Annotated in this window: 2 protein-coding genes and 1 pseudogene; all 3 read right to left on the reverse strand. The window is 49.4% G+C overall.

Features of this window, described 5'->3' with window-relative positions; translation table 11 throughout:
- Positions 1-36 precede the first annotated feature (36 nt).
- A complete protein-coding gene (locus QP775_RS05540; protein WP_285104307.1) occupies positions 37-16,620 on the reverse strand; it encodes an SDR family NAD(P)-dependent oxidoreductase in 16,584 nt (5,527 codons plus the stop codon).
- A gap of 97 nt (positions 16,621-16,717) precedes the next feature.
- On the reverse strand, positions 16,718-18,493 hold the full coding sequence (locus QP775_RS25740; RefSeq protein ID WP_483312004.1) for a KR domain-containing protein: 1,776 nt from the start codon (positions 18,491-18,493) through the stop codon (positions 16,718-16,720).
- A pseudogene (locus QP775_RS05550) lies at positions 18,479-20,056 on the reverse strand (type I polyketide synthase); the annotation flags it as partial. The pseudogene QP775_RS05550 and the gene QP775_RS25740, both read right to left, overlap by 15 nt.
- Positions 20,057-20,310 lie beyond the last annotated feature (254 nt).

The raw sequence follows: 20,310 nt of genomic DNA on the forward strand, positions 1-20,310 counted from the left end.
ATGTATATTAGTGCGAACTCTTCATCTTACAAGTGGCTATAAAATGACCATCGATTTCTCCCAGCTTACGCCCTCTACAGTGAATGAACCGGCAGAATCGATCAATACCGCTTCATCGGTAGGTCCGGTCAAGAGCACTTCCACAGCTTCCATCACCTCTGCAAAATCGAAATTCTCCACATCAGTTGGTTCTGTACGACCCCATCCCCCATGAGAGGGAGATGTTCCGACACGATCCCAGTGCATGATCTTTACAGGGCAAGCCCATTTCAATGAAAGTGAATGTGCAAATGAACTTATAAATGAACTGCCAGCGACATTAACGGTATCCTCTTGTGGTAGATTCGTTGCCTCATGTTCTATTTTTCCAGGAGATGTGAAAAAGAGCAAGAAATCCAGCGGTTCATGCTGGAATACCTGCGCCATATTTGCCACTGCATTGATGTTCTCACCCAGCTCCGTTTGTTGCCAATTTGTCTCTGCAAGCGCAAATGGACACCCAGATCGTTGAATACTCGACTGAATTACGCCATGAATTCGAGTATACTGCCTCTTTATTTCAGAGTACGCCCGCTGCAAGGCATGGCTATCTGCCAGATTGGCTGTCAACCATGTGGGAGCAGGTCCCAAACCCGCCAGCTTCATTAGCTTTGTACGCAGTGATCCACTTGTGTCATTGCTGACTATCCAGAAAAGGTGCACCCCATACGTGCGAATCATATATTCGCTCCATGCTGTTTCCAACTCTCCCGGCTCCCCAATAAGCACGTAGACGCCACCTTGCCTGTACAACTTGTCGCTCAAAGTAATACTGCCAGTAACGGGAAGAAGCTCCTGTCGGTGCCACTCCTGATCCCGATACACGAAGGGCGTGCGTTTGGCAGTGGGAGGAAGTACAAATATATCGCTTAACGGATGCGTTCCTGCTTCCAAATCGACAAGCCGCACGCTCCAATTCGCAAACCTTCTGGTGATGAAACTCATATATTCTTGGACGGCTCCTTGTGCCGGATCTGATTCGTCGTATTTGTGAATAGCTTGAGCCTGAACAGTGACTACGGTCCAACTTAGTTTCCTGTCTTCATAGCCCGACCGCAGCAAGCTTTGAATTAGTTTCCATGCCAAATGAACACCCTGCTCTTGCCGTGCCATAGCCTGAGTATCTGAGCTTGCCGCAGCTGTATAATCCGATACTGCCCATAAAAGGTGATCGATCGCTTCGCAAGTTAACAATCTACGGGTTATATCCTCAATTGTACTGTCTGGCAGCACATCCAGTACGGACACATTCGGATACATCCTGCGTAGTTCATGCAATAGTTCTTCATTCCTGCCTACAAAGACAATTCTCTCATTAGAAGCAGGAACGCTATTTGAAAGCTCTAGGTCAAACGACTCCCATACTGGTGTCAACATTGCAGCACCTGTCGGGTGTTGTATAGCGGCCCCGGCGGAAATAGCTTTTGGAGCAGAATTGCTTGGATGACGATCGGCGAATACTCTAGACGCAAAGCCGCGCAGACGGATGCACACCTCTCCCGTATTGCTGCACAACGTGATGTCCAGCTTCTGTACGTTTCCGCCGCCCTCACACAGTTGAACCCATGCCCACATTTCAGGAACCCAGGGGCTCAACACTTCAATCTCCTGCAAGGCAAAGGCGAGCGCAGGCTGGTAAACGCCCGCCCTCTCCAACGGCAATTCAGGGAGAAGTCCGATCGAAGCTTGGATCGCCGAATCCAACAAACTCGGATGAATCACATAATCCCGCGCAGAATCGGCCACAACCGCTGGAATCTTCAGCTTGGCCAGCACTTCATTTGCTCCCGAGTATACCTGCGTTATGCCTTGATACGCTTCTCCATAAGCGATGCCCATTGCTCTAAATGCCTTATAACATTCGCTTGGCAATAACGTGCGGCGTAGACACACTGCTTGTATGGCGGCGAGATCAAGACGTGGCGTCGGTGTCATTTCACATAACCTGGCGTAGCCTTCGCTGCATATAGTTGGTTCTTCCCTACCATCCAGTTGGTAAATCTCAAATCGAATCTCTCCATTGTCCTCGGGGACAAGTCCAATATGCACCTCGATGGACTCATTTTCCACGCGAATCGGGCTCGTCCATACGATGTCCAGCAGCTTGATCACAGACAATTCATTTGTTTCTGCCGTTGCTTTCTCTACCGCTGCCCGCGCCAATTCCAAAAATGCCGCGCCAGGCAGTATCTTAACACCGTTCACGATATGATCGCGCAAGAAAAATTCTTCTCCTGTAAATACAGAACTGAAGCGCTGCTTGGAGAAATCCGATGTATTGCCGTGCAGCAGCGGATGAAGATAAGGAAGCGCGCCCACTGCCATACGCTCATTACCTGTTCCTTTCCACTCAGCTTCCATCGCTTCTCCCGGCACCCAGTAGCGCTCTTTTGCGAACGGATATGTTGGCAGGCTCATTCGGCGTGGTTTATTCGCTCCGTACAGACGATGCCAATCCAAATGTAAACCCTTTACCCATAGATCAAGCAGCTTGGCATACTCTTTGCGTTCCATCCAGCGCCCGATTGTATCCTGCAATTCCGGATCAGCCGCAAATATGGACAACGCCTCTTTGTTGCGCTTGGACTGGCCTCGGAATACACGCTCAAGATCATTTCGGCCATCAATATATCCCTGTAGCTGCGCTTTTAGTTCCTGTACGGACCCAGAGATGAGTGCAAGCCGTTCATCCATCGCTTCACGTCCTACTTGCAGCGTGTAGGCGGCGTCTCTCAACTGCTCATCCGAATAATCATGCTGCACAAGTACGGTGAGCAGTTGTTTTGCCTGCGCTAGCAATCGCTCCTCATTTTTTGCGGACAGTACGATTAGCCCCGGATGCTGTGGCGTCACTGCGGGATAATGCCGCACCTCAGCTTGCTCGATATACTCCTCCAACAAGACATGGGCGTTCGCACCACCTGCTCCAAAGGATGAAATGCCCGCAATTCGAGGAAACTCCTTCAATTGCCCATCGACCTCCACAATCGGCCGTTTCCATTCCGCAAGCTCTTGCTGTACGACAAATGGGGTGTATGCAAACGAAATATTCGGGTTAAGCTCCTTCGTATGCAAACTCGGCACAAGCTGTTTGTGCTTCATTTGCAGCATAATTTTAGTCATGCCAGCTATTCCCGCAGCTGCTTCCAAATGTCCGATATTGCTTTTTACGGAACCGATCGCACAAAACCCCGCTTCTTTCGTATCTTGGGCGAAGGCGTGAACCAAGCCTGTAATTTCAATTGGATCGCCTAGGTCTGTTCCTGTTCCGTGAGCTTCCATGTAGCTAACGGAACGAGCGTTAATTCCTGCTTTGTCCAACGCATCGCGAACGAGTTCTCCCTGCGAAGTCGGACTAGGAACCGTGTAGCCGTTTGTCTTGCCGCCGTGATTGATGCTTGTCCCGCGAATGACCGCATAAATGTGATCCTCATCCGCAACCGCTTTGGACAATGGCTTTAAGATGAATACGCCAACACCTTCACCAGGCACGAAGCCGTTTGCCCCTTTCCCAAAGCCCTTGCATTTTCCGTCGTCAGACAACATTTGCTGACCGCACAAATGTGTGTAATTCGAAGGATGCAGGTACAAATTGACGGCTCCCGCAATGGCCAGCTCGCATTCTCCACGGTAAAGATGTTCGCATGCTTCGTGCACAGCCGTTAATGAAGATGAGCACATCGTATCGATCGGCATGCTTGGCCCTTTCAGGTTAAGCAAATAAGATACCCGGTTTGCGAGCGAACTAAAGGAAGTAAAAGGAAACACTTCCTCGCCACGTCTCCATAAATCGGGCCCGTATAAGCTAAATCCCGTTTTCGTAATTCCCGCATATACCCCGACTCGACCTTTATGCCTTGTGTTCACTTGTTCCCTTGTGTACCCAGCATCCTCAAGCGCTTCCCAGCAGGATTGAATAAACAACCGTTCTTGAGGGTCCATGTTTAATGCTTCCCGCGGTGAAATATTAAAAAATAAGGGGTCAAAATTCGCAAATTCGCCAACAAACCCACCCCATTTGCTGTAGCTTTTCCCTTGAGCGACTGCCTCTTGCCGATCCGGTTCATAAAAGCCTTCAAGCGTCCAGCGATCCTGCGGAATCTCCTCGATGCAATCCTTGCCTTGCACCAAGTTCGCCCAGAAGCTCTCGAGGCTGTCTGCTTGAGGATAATGACCGCTAAGACCAATAATCGCAATCGGCTCACGCTTGCTTGACTCGGCCGTCTCGGCCGCTTCGTGCAGCAGTTGTTCCTTCTTCTCCTTCGAAAGCAGGACAGCATCGGAACGGTCCGCCGTATCCACCGCTAACTCGGTTGCGCTGGATAGCTGAACGATTGGACTGAATACTTTGTCCAATCCAGTCCACTGTCGGCATTGTTCTGTATGATGAGATACAAAATAACGATTCAATTCGCTCAACGTTAAATATTCAAAGAAAAGCGTTTTGGATATCTCGCCAAACAAGCTTTCCAGCTTTTCATTCAGCTGCGTAATGATAATCGAATCAATGCCGTAGCTCTCGAACGGCTCAAGCGCATCCACCAGAGCGACATCAAGCTTCAGCGCCTCCCCAAGGAATACTTTAAACTTGGCCAATGTTTTTGCAGTAAGCATGTTCATATCCGCTGACGAGTCCGAAATTACTGCAGGTACAATTAATGGTCTGGCAGACTGCATCTCGAAGAAATGACGGCGCAGCTTGCCCACAGCTCCCTCTAACGGCATCACTCTCGATTTCTGCAAACGAAAGGCTTGATACAGCGCATAGAAGCCCGACTTTGTCTGCAGCGGGATCATGCCCGTTTTGCGATTCATTCGCTCCTCGGCATTCGAATCTACATGCATGGCGCCCTCTTTCCAAAGCGGCCAATTGATGGCAATCGTACGCCCTCGACTTGTGCCTGCTGCAACCATCTCATTGCGGTACTTCACATACCGATCCATGAACGCATTCCCCATAGCATAATCCGCTTGTCCCGGATTGCCTAACGCTCCCGCGATCGAGGAAAACAGGAGGAAGAAATCTAAATTTTCGTCCTTGCTGGCTTCATCCAAGTGAACGACTCCAGCTACTTTGGGAGCCAATACATCCTGCACTTCCTCGTCGCTTTTATTAAGCAGATAGTTATCTCGTATGATCCCGGCACTGTTGATGATTCCGTTTATACTTCCGAACTGTTCCCGAATCCAGCGAATCAAATGGTACGCAGCTTCTCTATCGTTAATATCCGCTTGCTGATAGACAACTCGTGCTCCGAGCGTCTCCAGTTCCCCGATCTTCTCCTTGATATACCTGTTAAGTTCTGACCTTCCAGCAAGGATTAGCGCGGCCCCCTTCGCATACCTGGCAATTTCCTGCGCAAACAATAAACCAAGGCCACCTGCACCACCCGTTATTAAATATACGCCACCTGGTTTCCAAGGTACGGCTTCCGCTTCCTGTAAGTCGATGTTTATTTCATTCCAGCTTTCAATAAAGCGTGTGCCTGTATCATATCGAATATGGATGTTTTCAGGGTGTTGTCGGTTCTCCTTGAGCTTATCAACGAGCTTTACGCCGTTTTCTCCACTAGGCACTTCAATCAGTTGGCCGAGCAGCTGCGGATTTTCCAGACGGGCTGTTTTTAATAGTCCGGCCAATCCAGCAAAAAGTTGTTGCTCTCCGTCTTCAGGTACAACCAATTGAATGAGGATATTGCCAGCCGGTCTGCTCTGGATCAGCTTCTTCATGTAATTGAGCAATTGTACGGCATAACTTTCAAACTGCACGACTATATCGCCAGCCTCTGCAGGCAAATGGATGCAAGTCGCTGTAGGCAATTCGGCCGCAACAGCCTCCCGCAACCACATATGCCAATCCGTTAATATGACGACATGATCAGCATACTGGGGCAGAGGAATATGGTTACCCGGCGCTTTCTCCTGCCATACGGGTTCAAACATCAGCGTTCCTATGCCTAACGGAGTCACGTCCTCCAGCGACTTTGACGATTGCTCCGACACCCAATGATGCTCTCTAGCAAACGGGTATGTGGGCAGATGGATTCGTACCGGTCTCGCTCCCTCGTCATACAGCTCATCCAGTGGAATATCATAGCCTTGGCAGTACAACTCCCCCAAGGCACACAAGATTTCCTGATGCTTGGTCTTATCGTAGGCGGTCTGCTCGCATTTCACCAGCAGTTCAAGAATGTATTGTCGAATTGCAGCTTGTCCTTCGAATTCGCGCGGTACCACCCCCCGGAACACATTGGGCAGTATGTCCATGTTCTTTGTTTGCTTCCAAGTCAAGGCAGCGTCCTTGATATCCCTAACGACAATCGCACAGCGATGCTTAAAATGATGCCTTCCCGCAAACAACGTGTAGCTAATTTCAGAAAGCGAAGAGACGTCTGCCAGATTTGATTCCAAAGTCTCCACCATTTGTAGGATCTTTTCTTGCAGCGCCTCCACGGTTTTGGCCGACAAAGGCAGCAAATAGCAAGCAGCTCCATCAGGTGCATTTCTTAATCGTTGCGGCTCATAGCTTTGTACGACGACATGAGCATTCGTTCCGCTCATCCCAAACGCACTCACCGCGCCAGTACGGCCGCGCTCGCCAATCAGCCAAGGCTTGTTCTGCTTATTCACATAAAATGGACTATGCTTCCATTGGATGTAATCATTTTCTTGCTCGCAGTGTAGGCTGGCCGGAATGATGCCGTGCCGCATCGACTGAACCAATCCAATCAAGCTAACGATGCCCGAAGCCGCTAATGTATGGCCCAGATTCGTCTTCGAGGAGGTTAGCGCACAATACCCCTCTTTGTTCGTCCGCGCTTGAAACGCATGGACCAGCGCATTAACTTCTACCGGATCACCCAGTCTGGTTCCGGTACCATGTGTTACGACATACTCGATCTCTTCAGGGTTTACGTTATATTGGTTATATATGTCTTTCAGTAAATTCGCTTGCGCCAGTCCGTTCGGGGCTGTTATGCCGTTCGTTTTGCCGTCATGATTAATCCCGCTGCCTCGAATAACCGCATAGATAGGATCTCCATCCCTCTTGGCATGGGACAACCGCTTCAGTACGATAGCCGCGACGGCTTCTGCCGGAACCATTCCGTTCGCTCGTTGATCGAAGGCATAACATCTTCCCTCTTCAGACAGCATCCCTGCCTGGCTCATCGCAGAGAATGATTCCTCTGCCAGAAGCAGACTGATCCCTGCGGCGATAGCCGTATCGCATTCGGATAAGCGCAAACTCATGCAAGCCTGGTGCAAGGCAACCAGCCCGGAAGAACATGCGGTATTGATCGCCATATTCGGTCCGCTCAAATTTAAGAAATAGGACAAGCGAGCGGCTAAGATAGCATGGTGATTGGACGTAATCGAGCCGCTTTGCCCTGCGATTTTTAAGTAATCATCATTATTTTCAACGCCAATAAACATGCCGATTTTATTGCTTTTCAGCTGATTGGCGCCATATCCAGCATCCTCCAACGCCTTCCACGATTCTTGCAGCAAAAGCCGCTGGCGAGGGTCCATATTCTCCGCTTCACGAGGAGAAATTTCAAAAAACAGCGGATCAAACTCACTGACGCCAGGTACAAAACCGCCTTTCCACGCCGTATGCTTCAATCCTTCAATAAATGGCCGTTCCTGCGCAATTTCGCTGATAACCTCGTTTTGCCCCACAAGAATATTCCACAATTCGTCGATCGTTCGCGCCTCTGGAAACCGACCACTCATGCCGATGATGGCAATCGGCTCGCCAATGCCTGACGAATCTGGATTTCCCGCCAATTTTCCTACAAAACGTGAGCGACTTCCTTGCGTTCGTTGTTCAGAAATTTGCCGAAACGTATGGAACGCATACATGGAGTACTTCGAAGCCATTGAGTCTGCTGCTGTCGAACAAGATGTGGGAGCAATTGCTGGCCGTGAACCTGCAGGCTCTGTTGTTTCTGTTGTTTCTGATGATTCATCTCCGTAAAAAGCAAGGATCGTATCCGGGCAAGCCTGCAGCATATACTGTGCGAATCGCCGCAGGGTAGAATACTCGAAAAATAGTGCAGGCGTAATTTCAATCTGGTAGTGTGCGGAAATCAATCCTGAAAATTCAGCCAAGCTCACAGAGTCAAAACCGAATTCGGCCAGATTCTCATCAAGCCCGAGCTGCTCCCGCGGGATTTTCAGCAATTGAGCCGTTAATTGTTTGAGATCCCATTCGACGCATTTCTCTAGACTTAAATTCTTCATCGCAGGCAGTCGTCCTTTGATTGTGCTGCTCGAAGTCAGAGTCACGGAATGCTTCAGATTTTCCGAATGCGCTTGTGCTGACCGCTCTGGCTTTTCCCCTAGTCCTAGGAAACGATGCACCCGCTCCCGCTGGCCCACCATGATCAGGTGCTGCGGTGTATTCTGCGAGATGATCTGCTCGAACAAGGAGACACCTTCGGCGTCTTCCAACAACCGCTGGCCGCTCGTTTTGATATACATCTGTGTAGATACATCATTGCTGAAGCTCATGCCGCCATTTTTCCATAGCGGCCAATTGATCACAATCGTCTTGCCGGGCTCCTGCTGGTGGCGGTACTGGGCATAACTCATTTGAAAACGGTTGGCAGCAGCGTAATCGCAAAAACCGAAATCTCCAAGGATTGCGGAGGAGGAAGAGAAATAGCATATAAAATCGGGATCGTCTTCCTTCAGCAGCTCATCCAGCGTCATCGTTCCCTTGACTTTCGGAGCCAGAATGTGTTGAAACTCTTCTATACCTTTTTCAAAAATAGTGTTGCTGCTCATCGTTCCCGCTGCGTGGATCACACCGTTGATGTTCCCGAACTGCTGTCTGGCAAGCCTTAACACACTCCTCATGCCTTCCTGATCGCCAATATCAGCCTGCAAGTACATCACTCTTCCACCCAGCGCTTCTAGTTCTTCTATTTTCGCTTGCTTGGCTGCATTCAGTGTGGAACGTCCGACTAAGATTAAATTTACGGCGTACGATGCGGCCAGCGCTTCTGCGAACAAAAGGCCCAGTCCTCCTGCCCCGCCTGTAATTAGGTATGTTCCCCCTTTGCGAATGGAACGGGTTCCCCTCGTTAAAGTTGTCGGTTGAATATGATTTACGAACCGCCTGCCGTCCTGATACAACACAGATTGCGCCGCCTGTTCCCTCAGTTCGCTGCAGATTGTCGATACTTGCTCAGTGATGCCGCGCTTCTCAGCTTTCCCGCTCACATCTTCATGGATGACATAAACCTGAAGCTTCGGCATGACCATGCGCAAGGATTGTTTAAAACCAATCCAAGAATCGAGATAACAGAAATCGAGCTCATTTTCAAAATTGCCTGCCAAGACCAACTGTTTTGACTTGATTTTTTCAGCGTGCATCGCCTGCAGCATATATACGATGCCGGAAAAATCCCGAATACAACTCCGATCCTCTATTGCCCACAAATAAAATATCGCATCCGGTTCCCCTTGCCTTTCCCGGATCTGGCGGAATGCTTCCTTATAGGACTGTCCGTCGTCAGATGTGATGCTATATATATTGCCTGATGCTTCACAGCCACGGGAAACTCCTTGCGCGATAAAGATCAATTTGGCTTGTGGGTGCTGAAACCGGATTGCATCCTCTGCTGCCTGCTGATTCTCCCCAAGGGACAGAAAGCACACGATAGTTTGCAGTGCTGCAGACTCCAAGGAAGGCAAATGAGATAACGCCTGTTCCTTCCATATTTCTTCGAAGGTCATCGTCTCGAATGCTGCTGCTGAATTATTTACGTTGTTATCAACTACTGGAATGATTTTGACTCCGGATTGACTTGGAGTCATCATTCCGTGAGCCGCATCTATTGCTGCAAACTCCGTTTGCATTTCGATGTCCAATCCAATCAATTGAACGCATACGACGCCTTTATCATCGAGCAGATCAATATCGAGTTGGTTCCGGTTATGATTCTTGGTTCGAATCCATGCCCACATTGAGGATGAGCATGGCCGCAGCACTACAAGCTCCTGTAGCCCAAGAGGGGACCATGTTAAAGAGGACTTCTCCTGTTGCAGAGACCATTCCGCCGCAAAGCTTGCTGCTGCGTAAAGCGCGGAATGGATAATGCCGGGATGAAGCGTGAACATGGCCACATTGTCCGCTTGTCCGATAGGCAGCTTCAGCTTGGCGAGTGCTTGACCTTCCCCAACATGCATCATTTGGATTCGGAACCCGTCCTCGCTATTGCCTTCCTTATTGGAAAGTCCATGTTTGTTCAGCATCTCTTCACATTCGGAGGACGACCGTACTTGCTGATTGCACTGTGCCAGAAGCGCAGGCAGATTTAAGGTTTCCGCTGTGACAGCATCACTAATTGATGCACGGCCTTGACTGCCTATCACCATGTTGCCATTTCCTACATCTTTAACGTAAATTTCATAGCCAATATCGCCATTGTCTTCCCAAAATAGTTCAATATGCACCTGAACAGGATCGTGCTCCACGACTACCGCTTCGTGCCAGAGCACATGCTGCAGTGTAACCGCCAATTGTGCTTCATCACGCAAGCCAGTCGCTTGTTCCACGGCAGCGCGGGCCATCTCCAGGTAAGTGGCTGCAGCAAGCATTTTACGTCCTGTTGACCCATGATCGCTGAAGAAGAACTCTTCACCTGTAAACGTCGAGCTGAACCGCTGCCGAGCGAGATCCGAGGTATTCGTATGCAGCAGCGGATGAATATGCGGCGGTGTTACCACTGCCTGCACACCATTTGCTTTAGCTCCTGCTTCCAACTTCGGCACCCAATAACGCTCCCCTGCAAAAGGATACGTTGGCAGGCTTACTCGGCGGGGGATGACCTCATCCCCTGCATACAGCCGACGCCAATCCACATGTAATCCCTTCACCCATAAATCAAGAAGCTTGGCGTACTTTCCACGTTCCATCCATTTTTCCACGGCTTCACGCAATTCTTCATCCGCGTCAAAAACGTCCAATGCTGCTTTGTTATGCTTCGTTTGGCCACGGAATACCTTATCGATTTCTGTTCTGCCTTCTACATAATGCTGCAAATTCTCTCGCAGCTCATCGATAGAGCTGACGATAAGAGCTAATCGTTCGTCCATTGCTTCACGCCCGACTTGCAGCGTGTAAGCGATATCGCGCAGATGTGCGTCATTATAAGTATTTTCCTTCATTGCGGCGAGCAGCTGCTTCGCACGGGCGATAAGCCGATCCTCACTTTTCGCGGACAATACGATGATCGCTAGCTGCTGAGTAGGAGCCGCAGCATCATGTAGGGACGCAGTAATATATTCCTCAATAATCACATGCGCATTGACTCCACCCGCACCAAATGAAGAAACGCCCGCGATTCGTGGGTATTCCTGCAAATGCCCGTCTATTTCGACAGCGGGCCTGGTCCATTCAACGAGCTCCTGCTGCACGCGGAAAGGCGTCTGACTGAAATCGATGTTCGGGTTCATTGTTCCTGCATGCAGAGACGGCGCTAACTGTTGATGCTTAAGCTGCAGCAGCACCTTCGTTACACCCGCGATTCCTGCTGCGCTCTCGCAATGCCCGATGTTGGATTTCACTGATCCGATGGCGCAAAACTGCTGATCCAGCGTATAGGACTTATAAGCTTTGCTTAAGCCCGCTATCTCAATGGGATCACCCAAAGAAGTTCCTGTACCGTGAGCTTCCAAGTAGCTGATCGTTCTTGGATGGACGCCAGCGTCCTGCAGTGCCCGTTCGATCACGCTTGCTTGCGCGTTTGGATTAGGGACTGTATAGCCATTTGTTTTGCCGCCATGATTCACTGCCGTTCCTTTTATCACACCGTAAATGTGATCCCCGTCAGCCTCCGCCATTACAAGCGGCTTGAGCAGCACGGCACCGACACCCTCGCCCGGCACATAGCCGTCTCCCTCTTTACCGAAGCTTTCACACCTACCCTTGCTTGACAAAAAGCTTCCTTGCGTCAGCATCAAGTATTTATTCGGGTGAACCGATACATTCACGCCCCCAGCAACAGCGAGCCCGCACTCGCCTTTTTGTAAGCTCTGACAGGCATAATGCAGAGCAGTAAGGGAAGAAGAACACATCGTATCCAGTGCAACGCTAGGTCCATGAAAATTAAAATAATACGATACCCGGTTGGCAATCGAAGCTGGGCTCCCCACCAAGGCATACGGCTGGCCCAACGCTTGCGCTTGTGCCCCATATAGTTGGTACTCTTCGTATGTGACTCCTACATATACGCCCACATCTTTGGCGCAATCACGTTCCAGATATGATCGCAGCGATTCCCGCGTATAACCCGCATCCTCAATTGCTTCATACACACATTCCAAGAATAAGCGTTCTTGCGGGTCCATCATTTCCGCGTCTCGCGGCGAGATGTTGAAGAACAACGGATCAAATCGGTCTACACCGTCCAGAAAGCCTCCCCATTTGCTCTGCGTTTTTCCAGTGCTGTCGTTTCCTTCTTGAAAATGCAGCCTGTAATCCCATCGTTCTGGTGGGATTTCCGTGATGCAATCCTTCGCATTTCTTAAATTATCCCAAAAATGATTCATATTGTGCGCACCCGGATAGCGTCCAGAAAGCCCGATAATCGCAATGTCAGTTCGGTTTTTCACTTGTTCGACGCTCTCTCCTGCCCGAGACTGCGAGGATAAGCTGCGCGCAGCAGCCCTATTGGCAGCGGTACTTTGTGCAAGATCATCTCTGTATAAAGTGTCAGGCTTGTGGTTAGCATTAGACGCTTTCTGCGTGCGCTTTCCCCATAGCTCGTTCAGTTTTTCCCAGTGTGATTCCGCAAAATAAACTTCCAATTCCCGGATGGTGTGATATTCGAAAAATAAAGTTTTGGGAAGCGGGCCAAATACCAGTTCCAATTCGTTCGTCATGTGCACAATCATAATGGAATCGATTCCGTAATTATCCAACGGGGACCCGACTTCAATCCGGCTTTCGGGTATTTGAACGGTGGAGGCCAACAGCTTGATTAAATACTTTACAGTTGCTGCCCGCAGCTGTTCTTCATCAACATTCGGTAAACGAACCGACTCCTCACCCGCTGTCGGAATCATATCAGCCAAAATGTCTTGACCCTGATCATCCAAGTGGCCCCTTCCTGCAGCCGTAGCTTGCAATGACGCCGCAGACGGCAGAGGGCTATTAGCGCTGCCCCTGCGCCGTTTCGGATCAAGCACCCAATAACGTTCCTTGGCAAATGGATAGGTAGGCAGTGAAATGCGCGAATAGCCTCCGTCCGCGAACAAACCGTCAAATGTCAGGTTGCAGCCTTGAGCATACAAACTTGCAATTGTTGACAATCGTTCCAAATAAGTTGCTTCGTCAGGCCCTGTACTGCATGCACGAATGCAGTCGTTCCCGTATTGTGTCAAAGTAGTAGTATCCAGACTCTCGTGTTGTTGAGTGCTGGAAATATAAACGCGCGGCTCCACTCCAGTGTCCAGCCACTTTTTTAATAGGTCTACAATCTCATCCGAGTGGCGGGCTACACACGCCAGCCGATAATTCCAATGCTTCCTTCCCATGCATAAAGTCCAGCTCACATTCTCAGTGCCGATCTCTGCCGATTTCTCGCAAAAGTCCGCTAACTGCCGGGCCTGTTCAGCAAGTTGTGCCGTTGTCTGTGCCGACAGTACGATGATGTAACCAGGTTTCGGCGTAAAGCTGCGATCCAGCTTCGGTGCTTCTTCGATGACCATATGGGCGTTCGTGCCGCTGAATCCAAACGAACTGAGTGCCGCTCTTCGCTTGATCCCGGGCTCAACTTTCCAATCTTGCAAGTTTGTATTGACATAGAACGGGCTGCCCTTGAACTCGATATTCGGATTGCTTGCTTTATAATGCAGAGATGGAACCATTTGTTTGTGCTTTAAGCAGAGTAATATTTTGATTAAACCCGCAATGCCCGCCGCTGCGGTTAAATGACCGATATTCGTCTTGATCGAGCCAAGTGCGCAGAATCCTGCCTGCTTTGTATATTTGCCAAAAGTCCGCGACAACGCCTCGTACTCGATCGGATCACCTAACTGCGTGCCAGTTCCGTGCGCTTCGATCAATTGAATATGTTCAGGGTTAACGTTGAATGAATCATATACATACTGCTGCAAACGTTCTTGCGAGTTCGCGCTTGGCGCCGTTATGCCATTCGTCGCGCCGTCTTGATTGATCCCCGTTCCGCGAATAATGCCGTAAATCTGATCCCTGTCTGCGACAGCATCTTGCAATCGCTTCAGCACGACGACGCCAGCGCCCTCTCCGGGAACGAAGCCATCGGCACGCTGATCAAATGCATAGCAGCGCCCATGACGTGAGAACATCCCCGCCCGATTCGTAGACACATAAAAATCCGGTGTCGACATCACAAATACGCCACCGGCCAAAGCCATCTCTGTTTCTTTAGCCCACAGGCCTTGGCAAGCGAGATGGATCGCCACCAGAGAACTGGAGCATGCCGTATCAACGGCAATAGCAGGCCCTTGAAGATCTAAATAATAGGCAATCCGGGCTGGCGTAATCGAGTTGGCATTTCCCCAATAAGCTTGGGCAGGGGGATGATCACCGATCAGGTTGCGATAATCCATCTGCCCTGAGCCGATATATACACCGCAACGCGTTCCTTCAACCGCTGTACCGGCATAGCCGGCATCCTCCAGCGCTTTCCATGCCTCTTCCAGAAAGATTCGCTGCTGAGGGTCCATATATGTCGCTTCAATCCCTGAAATCGTAAAAAAAAACGGATCAAACTGATCGATATCTTCTAAAAAGCTTCCATACCTGCAATAATCCGAGCTGTCTGGAAAATGCTCAGACAAATCCCATCTTGTTACTTCTTGAACTAAATCCGTCCCGTTAACAAGGTGCTCCCACAGTTCATGCACGGACGCAGATCTTGCAAAACGCCCGCTCATTCCAATGATGGCGATATCCTCCCGTTCTGTTTCTGGTTCCTTACCCGTTTCTTGCTGAACCTGGGCTGACGGAGTTTGAACGGTGGCACGAGATAAAGGAGACTTCGTATTGCGCCCTGCGATGGATTGAGAATCATTTGGCGTTGCTGCTCCGGATAATGATTTGGCGATCACTTCTCTATGCTTGGACACAATATAATTGGTTAATCGGCCAAGCGATCCGTAATCAAACAAATCGGTCGTCTTCAGTGTTATGTCCAACATTTGATTGACCGCTTGTATAAGCTGGACGCCGGTAATGGAATCAACACCATAATCAGAGAAGGCGGCTTCTGCATCGATGAAAGCCCGATCTATTTTCAGCGACTCAGAAATTTTTCCAGCTATCGCATCCTTCACTACATTCTCGATGATGGTGTCCGTTACCTCGACTTTGCCTGCTTGAATTCGTTCTTCAGCCGTAACTTTCAGCGGTTTATAATTATCTGTGCTCATCATTCCATGTCCAGCGGGCTCGATAGCCGCACTTGCGTGCTCTGGAAGTCTGATAATCCCGTCGCTTTCAGCGACTATGATTTGCTGACCCAATTCTTGGGCAGCCGCTGCAGGGAAAGAAACCGCTTGGTACCCTTCCATCTCCAACGCTTTTTTCCATTCCTTCGGATATAGCCCTGGACAACCTGGTATTCGTATGGCGGGATCTTCGTACATCCACCATCCCTCGATTAGACTGAAGGTCAAATGGTTGGCCAAGGAATTGTCCGTCAACTCATTAAGTAAAATGAGGCCCTTTTCCTTTAGCATCGCCTTTGCATTGCGAAGCGTTTGGCGGATGTTTTTGGTGGCGTGCAGCACATTGGCAGCTATGATCAGGTCATATCCTCCTATATCGATAGCTTGTAAAGCGACAGGCTGGCCGATATCCAAATGTTTAATAGTTAAAAAGGAATTATCCGGACCATATTCTCGCTCGCCATGCATTAGAAAAGCTTTGGAGACGTCCGTGTAACAATATTCTGAAATGGCATCGTGATACGGCTTCAGCTTGTGGAGCAGCATGGAGCTGGTTCCCCCTGTGCCAGCCCCGATCTCCAAGATGCGCACGCGATCCCTTGGATCCACATCCCTTTGCTTAACTATATAAGCGACAACACGTTCCGCCATAATCTCATTAAAATAATCAGCAATGACGTTATGCTTATAGATGCCTTCGACCAACTCCATCGAAGAATTCGGAAACATGACTTCGGTTGCGAGCAGCTTACCGGTAATAATATCCGGTATGGCACGAATCATGTTCTCCATCAGCACGATACGAGCCTTGCGGTTCGGATCCTCCAGCCAATTTGCCTTGTGGCAATCCCATTCTTCCCATAAGGCTTCAAGATCGACCAATGAGCAGTCATGTATCTTGTATGTGCCACCTTTACGATCAAGAAAGTGATGCTCCATTAAAAAAGCGGTGCTCGCCTCAAACCACTTGTCATACATGTTGATTAATCCTGCCTTGGCCTTTAAGTGAGCGAATGACGATTCCTTTTCCATAAAAAAACCAGCCGATTGGAGCTGTCCCCATAACAATCTGATGAGAAGCGTTTGGATCTTTTTCATTTGTTCATGCGTATATTTAGCACTTTCATATTTTTGCATCTCTCATCTCTCCATTGGCAGGATTCGTTTTCAGCAAGATTCGATGCCGAGTATCTTCGTGATTAAAGATCAAAAGCCAAACTTTTTGAACTACGACTTAAACCATAACAATCGTCTGTTGCAAGTTGATGTTCGCCTTATTTAAGGACCCCGACGGACCCATAATCGTCATTTGATGGATCGAATGTGTAAGAAGTACCTCCAAAGCTTGCAAGTTGTCCACTGTCTGTTGCTGCGCCTCCTGGGGTGGAAGTTTTTCACTTCCCCAATTCATTACCTTGATCGCACATGGCCATTGCAAAGCGAGACGGTGGGCAAATGCCCTCTTGAATGTGTCGCTCGCAGCAGCGCTGCTGTCCTCGAGTTGTTCAACGGAACTTCCCGCAGTTCGAAGATACAAGACAAAATCGAGTGGTTCTCTCCCAATTAGCTGAGCGATGGCCGTGTTAACAGCAATATTAGCCAACAATTGGGACCGGAATCGCCCTACTTCCTCTTGAGCTAGAGCTGCACCTGATCGTAATTTGTCCATAATCACTGCGCCGTCAATGTGTGAATACCGGAGCTTTATCTCCTGAACCGCCCGGGATAATTCTGCAGCATTCTCAGTATCCGCAGGAATAAATTCAATTCGATATCCCCGTGTGGCTAGGTGATTCAGTCCGCCCTGCATCGTGGAATCGTTAACGCCTATCCAGATTAAGCGAGCCTCGTACGTTCGGATCATATATTCACTCCAGATTTCAGCTGCATCACCTGCTGCTCCAATCACGACATATACGCCTCTCTGTTTTATTAAGGTCGGTTTTGTACGGCGATTCGTCACTGGGATGAGCTCCTGAAAATACCATTCTCCATTTCGGTACACGGAAGGAACTCCTTGAGCGGAGCCAACTGGCGACATCACCAACTCAGCGAGCGATGGCTGAGCATCCGCTTCTAAATCGAGGAGGCGTATATTCCAATGCGGGAATTGCTGGCGCATCAATTGTGCAAGCCCATAAATGCTGGCATGTGTCGGATCAATGGTTTCATGCTTGTGAACTGCTGTCGCCTGAATGGTCGCCATCGTCCAGTCGAGCCTCGCGTTTCCGTACCCAAGACGCAGCAAGCTTTTCATGAGGCGGAATATTGGGATGGCTCCTTCCTCTTGCCCCACTATGAAACGTTCATCAGATACGGCAAGGCTGTTGAAATCAGGCGCAATCCACAGTATATGTTCAATCGTACCGAGTGCTTCCAATTCTCTTGCGACGTCATCCACCGTATGCTTCGTTGAGATTACGACAACATGCGCATTCGGATAATACTCCCTGATTTCATGCCGTAAGGTTTCTCGGTCTCCGATCAGCAGTATTTGGTTTGAAACAGAAGGATCAGCGTGAGCTGTCTTCGTCCAATCGTATTTTTGCCATACCGGAGTGAGCATGACTGTATGGTTAGTCTGCGGGATGCCAACATTAGGCGGACTCGAAACAGAATCCGCATGCTTCACAGCCGAGACCAGAATGTTCTCTGCTGCACTTGGAATTTGTCCACTACTCGTTGGACTTGACTCCGCTCGTGGCACCCAATAACGTTCCTTTGCAAACGGATACGTGGGAAGACTCATTCGGCGCGGCCGGCATCCAGTATACAGCTTGTGCCAATCCACGCGCAGACCCGCTACCCAGCCTTTCAACAGGTTCGAATAGTTTCGATGACGGATCCACTCGGCTGCCGTTTCTTCCTCTGTTATGCCAATGTCGCCGGTGCCAGTGCCGTCGATTGTTTCCATCAGACGTTTCACTCTGCCTTGATATACTTCTTCAATATCGCGTACTTCTTCAGTATCTCTATATCCAATATTGGAGTGTTCTTCCACAACCCTCATTAGTTTCACTTGGAGTTCGTCCACGGAATTCACGAGCAAACCGAGACGATATTCCATCGCGTCGCGGCCGACCTGCAGCGTATATGCGATATCCATTAACTGCGCAGTCGTATACTTGTTCTCTTCCAATGCAATAAGAAATTGCTTCGCCTGCGACATTAAGCGTTCTTTTGTTCTGGCCGAAAATACGATAACTGCAGGTTTCTCTGGTTTAAGAGCGGAATCAGACTGGTTCTCTTTCGGAATGTATTCTTCAAGCACGATATGAGCGTTAGCCCCACCAAAACCAAAAGAGCTTACACCGGCCCGCCTTGGCATATCTCTGCCAAGTGCATCACGAAGAGGCTTCCATGCAGTTGTTTCCTGAACAAGATAGAATGGACTGTTCTCCAGCTGAATATATGGATTGACCACATCAAGATGCAGATTTTTCACCAGTGTTTGATGTTTAAATTGTAATAACACTTTAATGAGTCCCGCAATGCCGGCAGCCAGCTCCAAATGGCCAATATTGGCTTTGATTGATCCTATTCCGCAATAAGTGCAGCCTTCTGCCCCGGAATGGCCGTATGCTTCGCTCAATTCTTTGAAAGCTGATTTCAACCCATTGATCTCTATCGGATCACCCAATTGCGTACCTGTCCCGTGGGCTTCGATATAACTGATCGTCGCCGGATCAACTTTAGCTTTGTTATACGCTTGTTTCAATAACTCTGCCTGCGCTTTTGGATTCGGGGCAGTTAAAGAGCTGGCGCGACCTCCGTGATTCTCGCTGGTGCCCTTAATAACGCCATAAATATGATCGCCCGCCATTTCCGCGGCTTTCAGCTTCTTGAGCATCAGCATACCGACCCCTTCACCGCGCACATAACCATCTGCATGGGCCGAGAACGTTTTGCATTTTCCGTCCTTGCTGAGCATCCCGGCTTTATTAAAGCTGATGTATTCGCTCGGTGTCAGCAGCGTGTTCACACCACCCACGATTGCCGTGTCGCAATCTCCACTGTGTATGGCGTTCACGGCCCGGTGAATAGCAATCAATGAACTGGAGCAGGCGGTTTCGATTGGTTCGCTCGGTCCATGAACATTTAAAAGATAACTCATTCGGTTCGGTCCAATAGAGGATACCTTCCCTGTCGACGAGTATCCCTCGATACCCACTTTCGCTGCGGCAAGCATGTGGCTATAATCACTGCTCATAGTTCCGACAAAAATGCCCATGCTGCTTCCGGACAAGCTCCTTGCTGAATATCCGGCATCCTCTATCGCTTTCCAAGCATAGGTCATAAGTAGACGCTGCTGCGGGTCCATGAATTCCGCTTCTTTCGGCGAAATGCCAAAAAACAAGGGATCAAATTCATCGATTCCGTCAATGAATCCGCCCCATTTGATGTTCGTTCGATTCACTTCATCTACTGGGTCTCCGTAATACGCTTCCCAATCCCAGCGATCTTTTGGAATTTCAGAAATGCAGTGTTTGCCAGCAACAAGATTGGCCCATAAATCATCGATATCCTCCGCCATCGGGAATTTGCCACTCATTCCGATAATAGCGATCGGCTCTTGTGTCATTGCTGCTCGATCCGTCGATTCATCGCCAGGACACGATGTTCTGCCTGTCGAATCAGTGACTGAATGACATGGAACCAACTCCCCATCATCTGCATTGCGCATCGTCGCCGCCTCTGAATGCATCGGCTCATCAGTCAGAATAGGGGTATCTGCATCTACTGAAATCGAATCTGCCGCAAATCGGCAGCGCTGCGCGGATATTTGCATCTGATTCTCTGTGCTGTTTCCCGCTGCTAGTTTCTTCG

The organism is Paenibacillus sp. UMB4589-SE434 (genome assembly GCF_030226685.1).
Lineage (GTDB): Bacteria > Bacillota > Bacilli > Paenibacillales > Paenibacillaceae > Paenibacillus_B.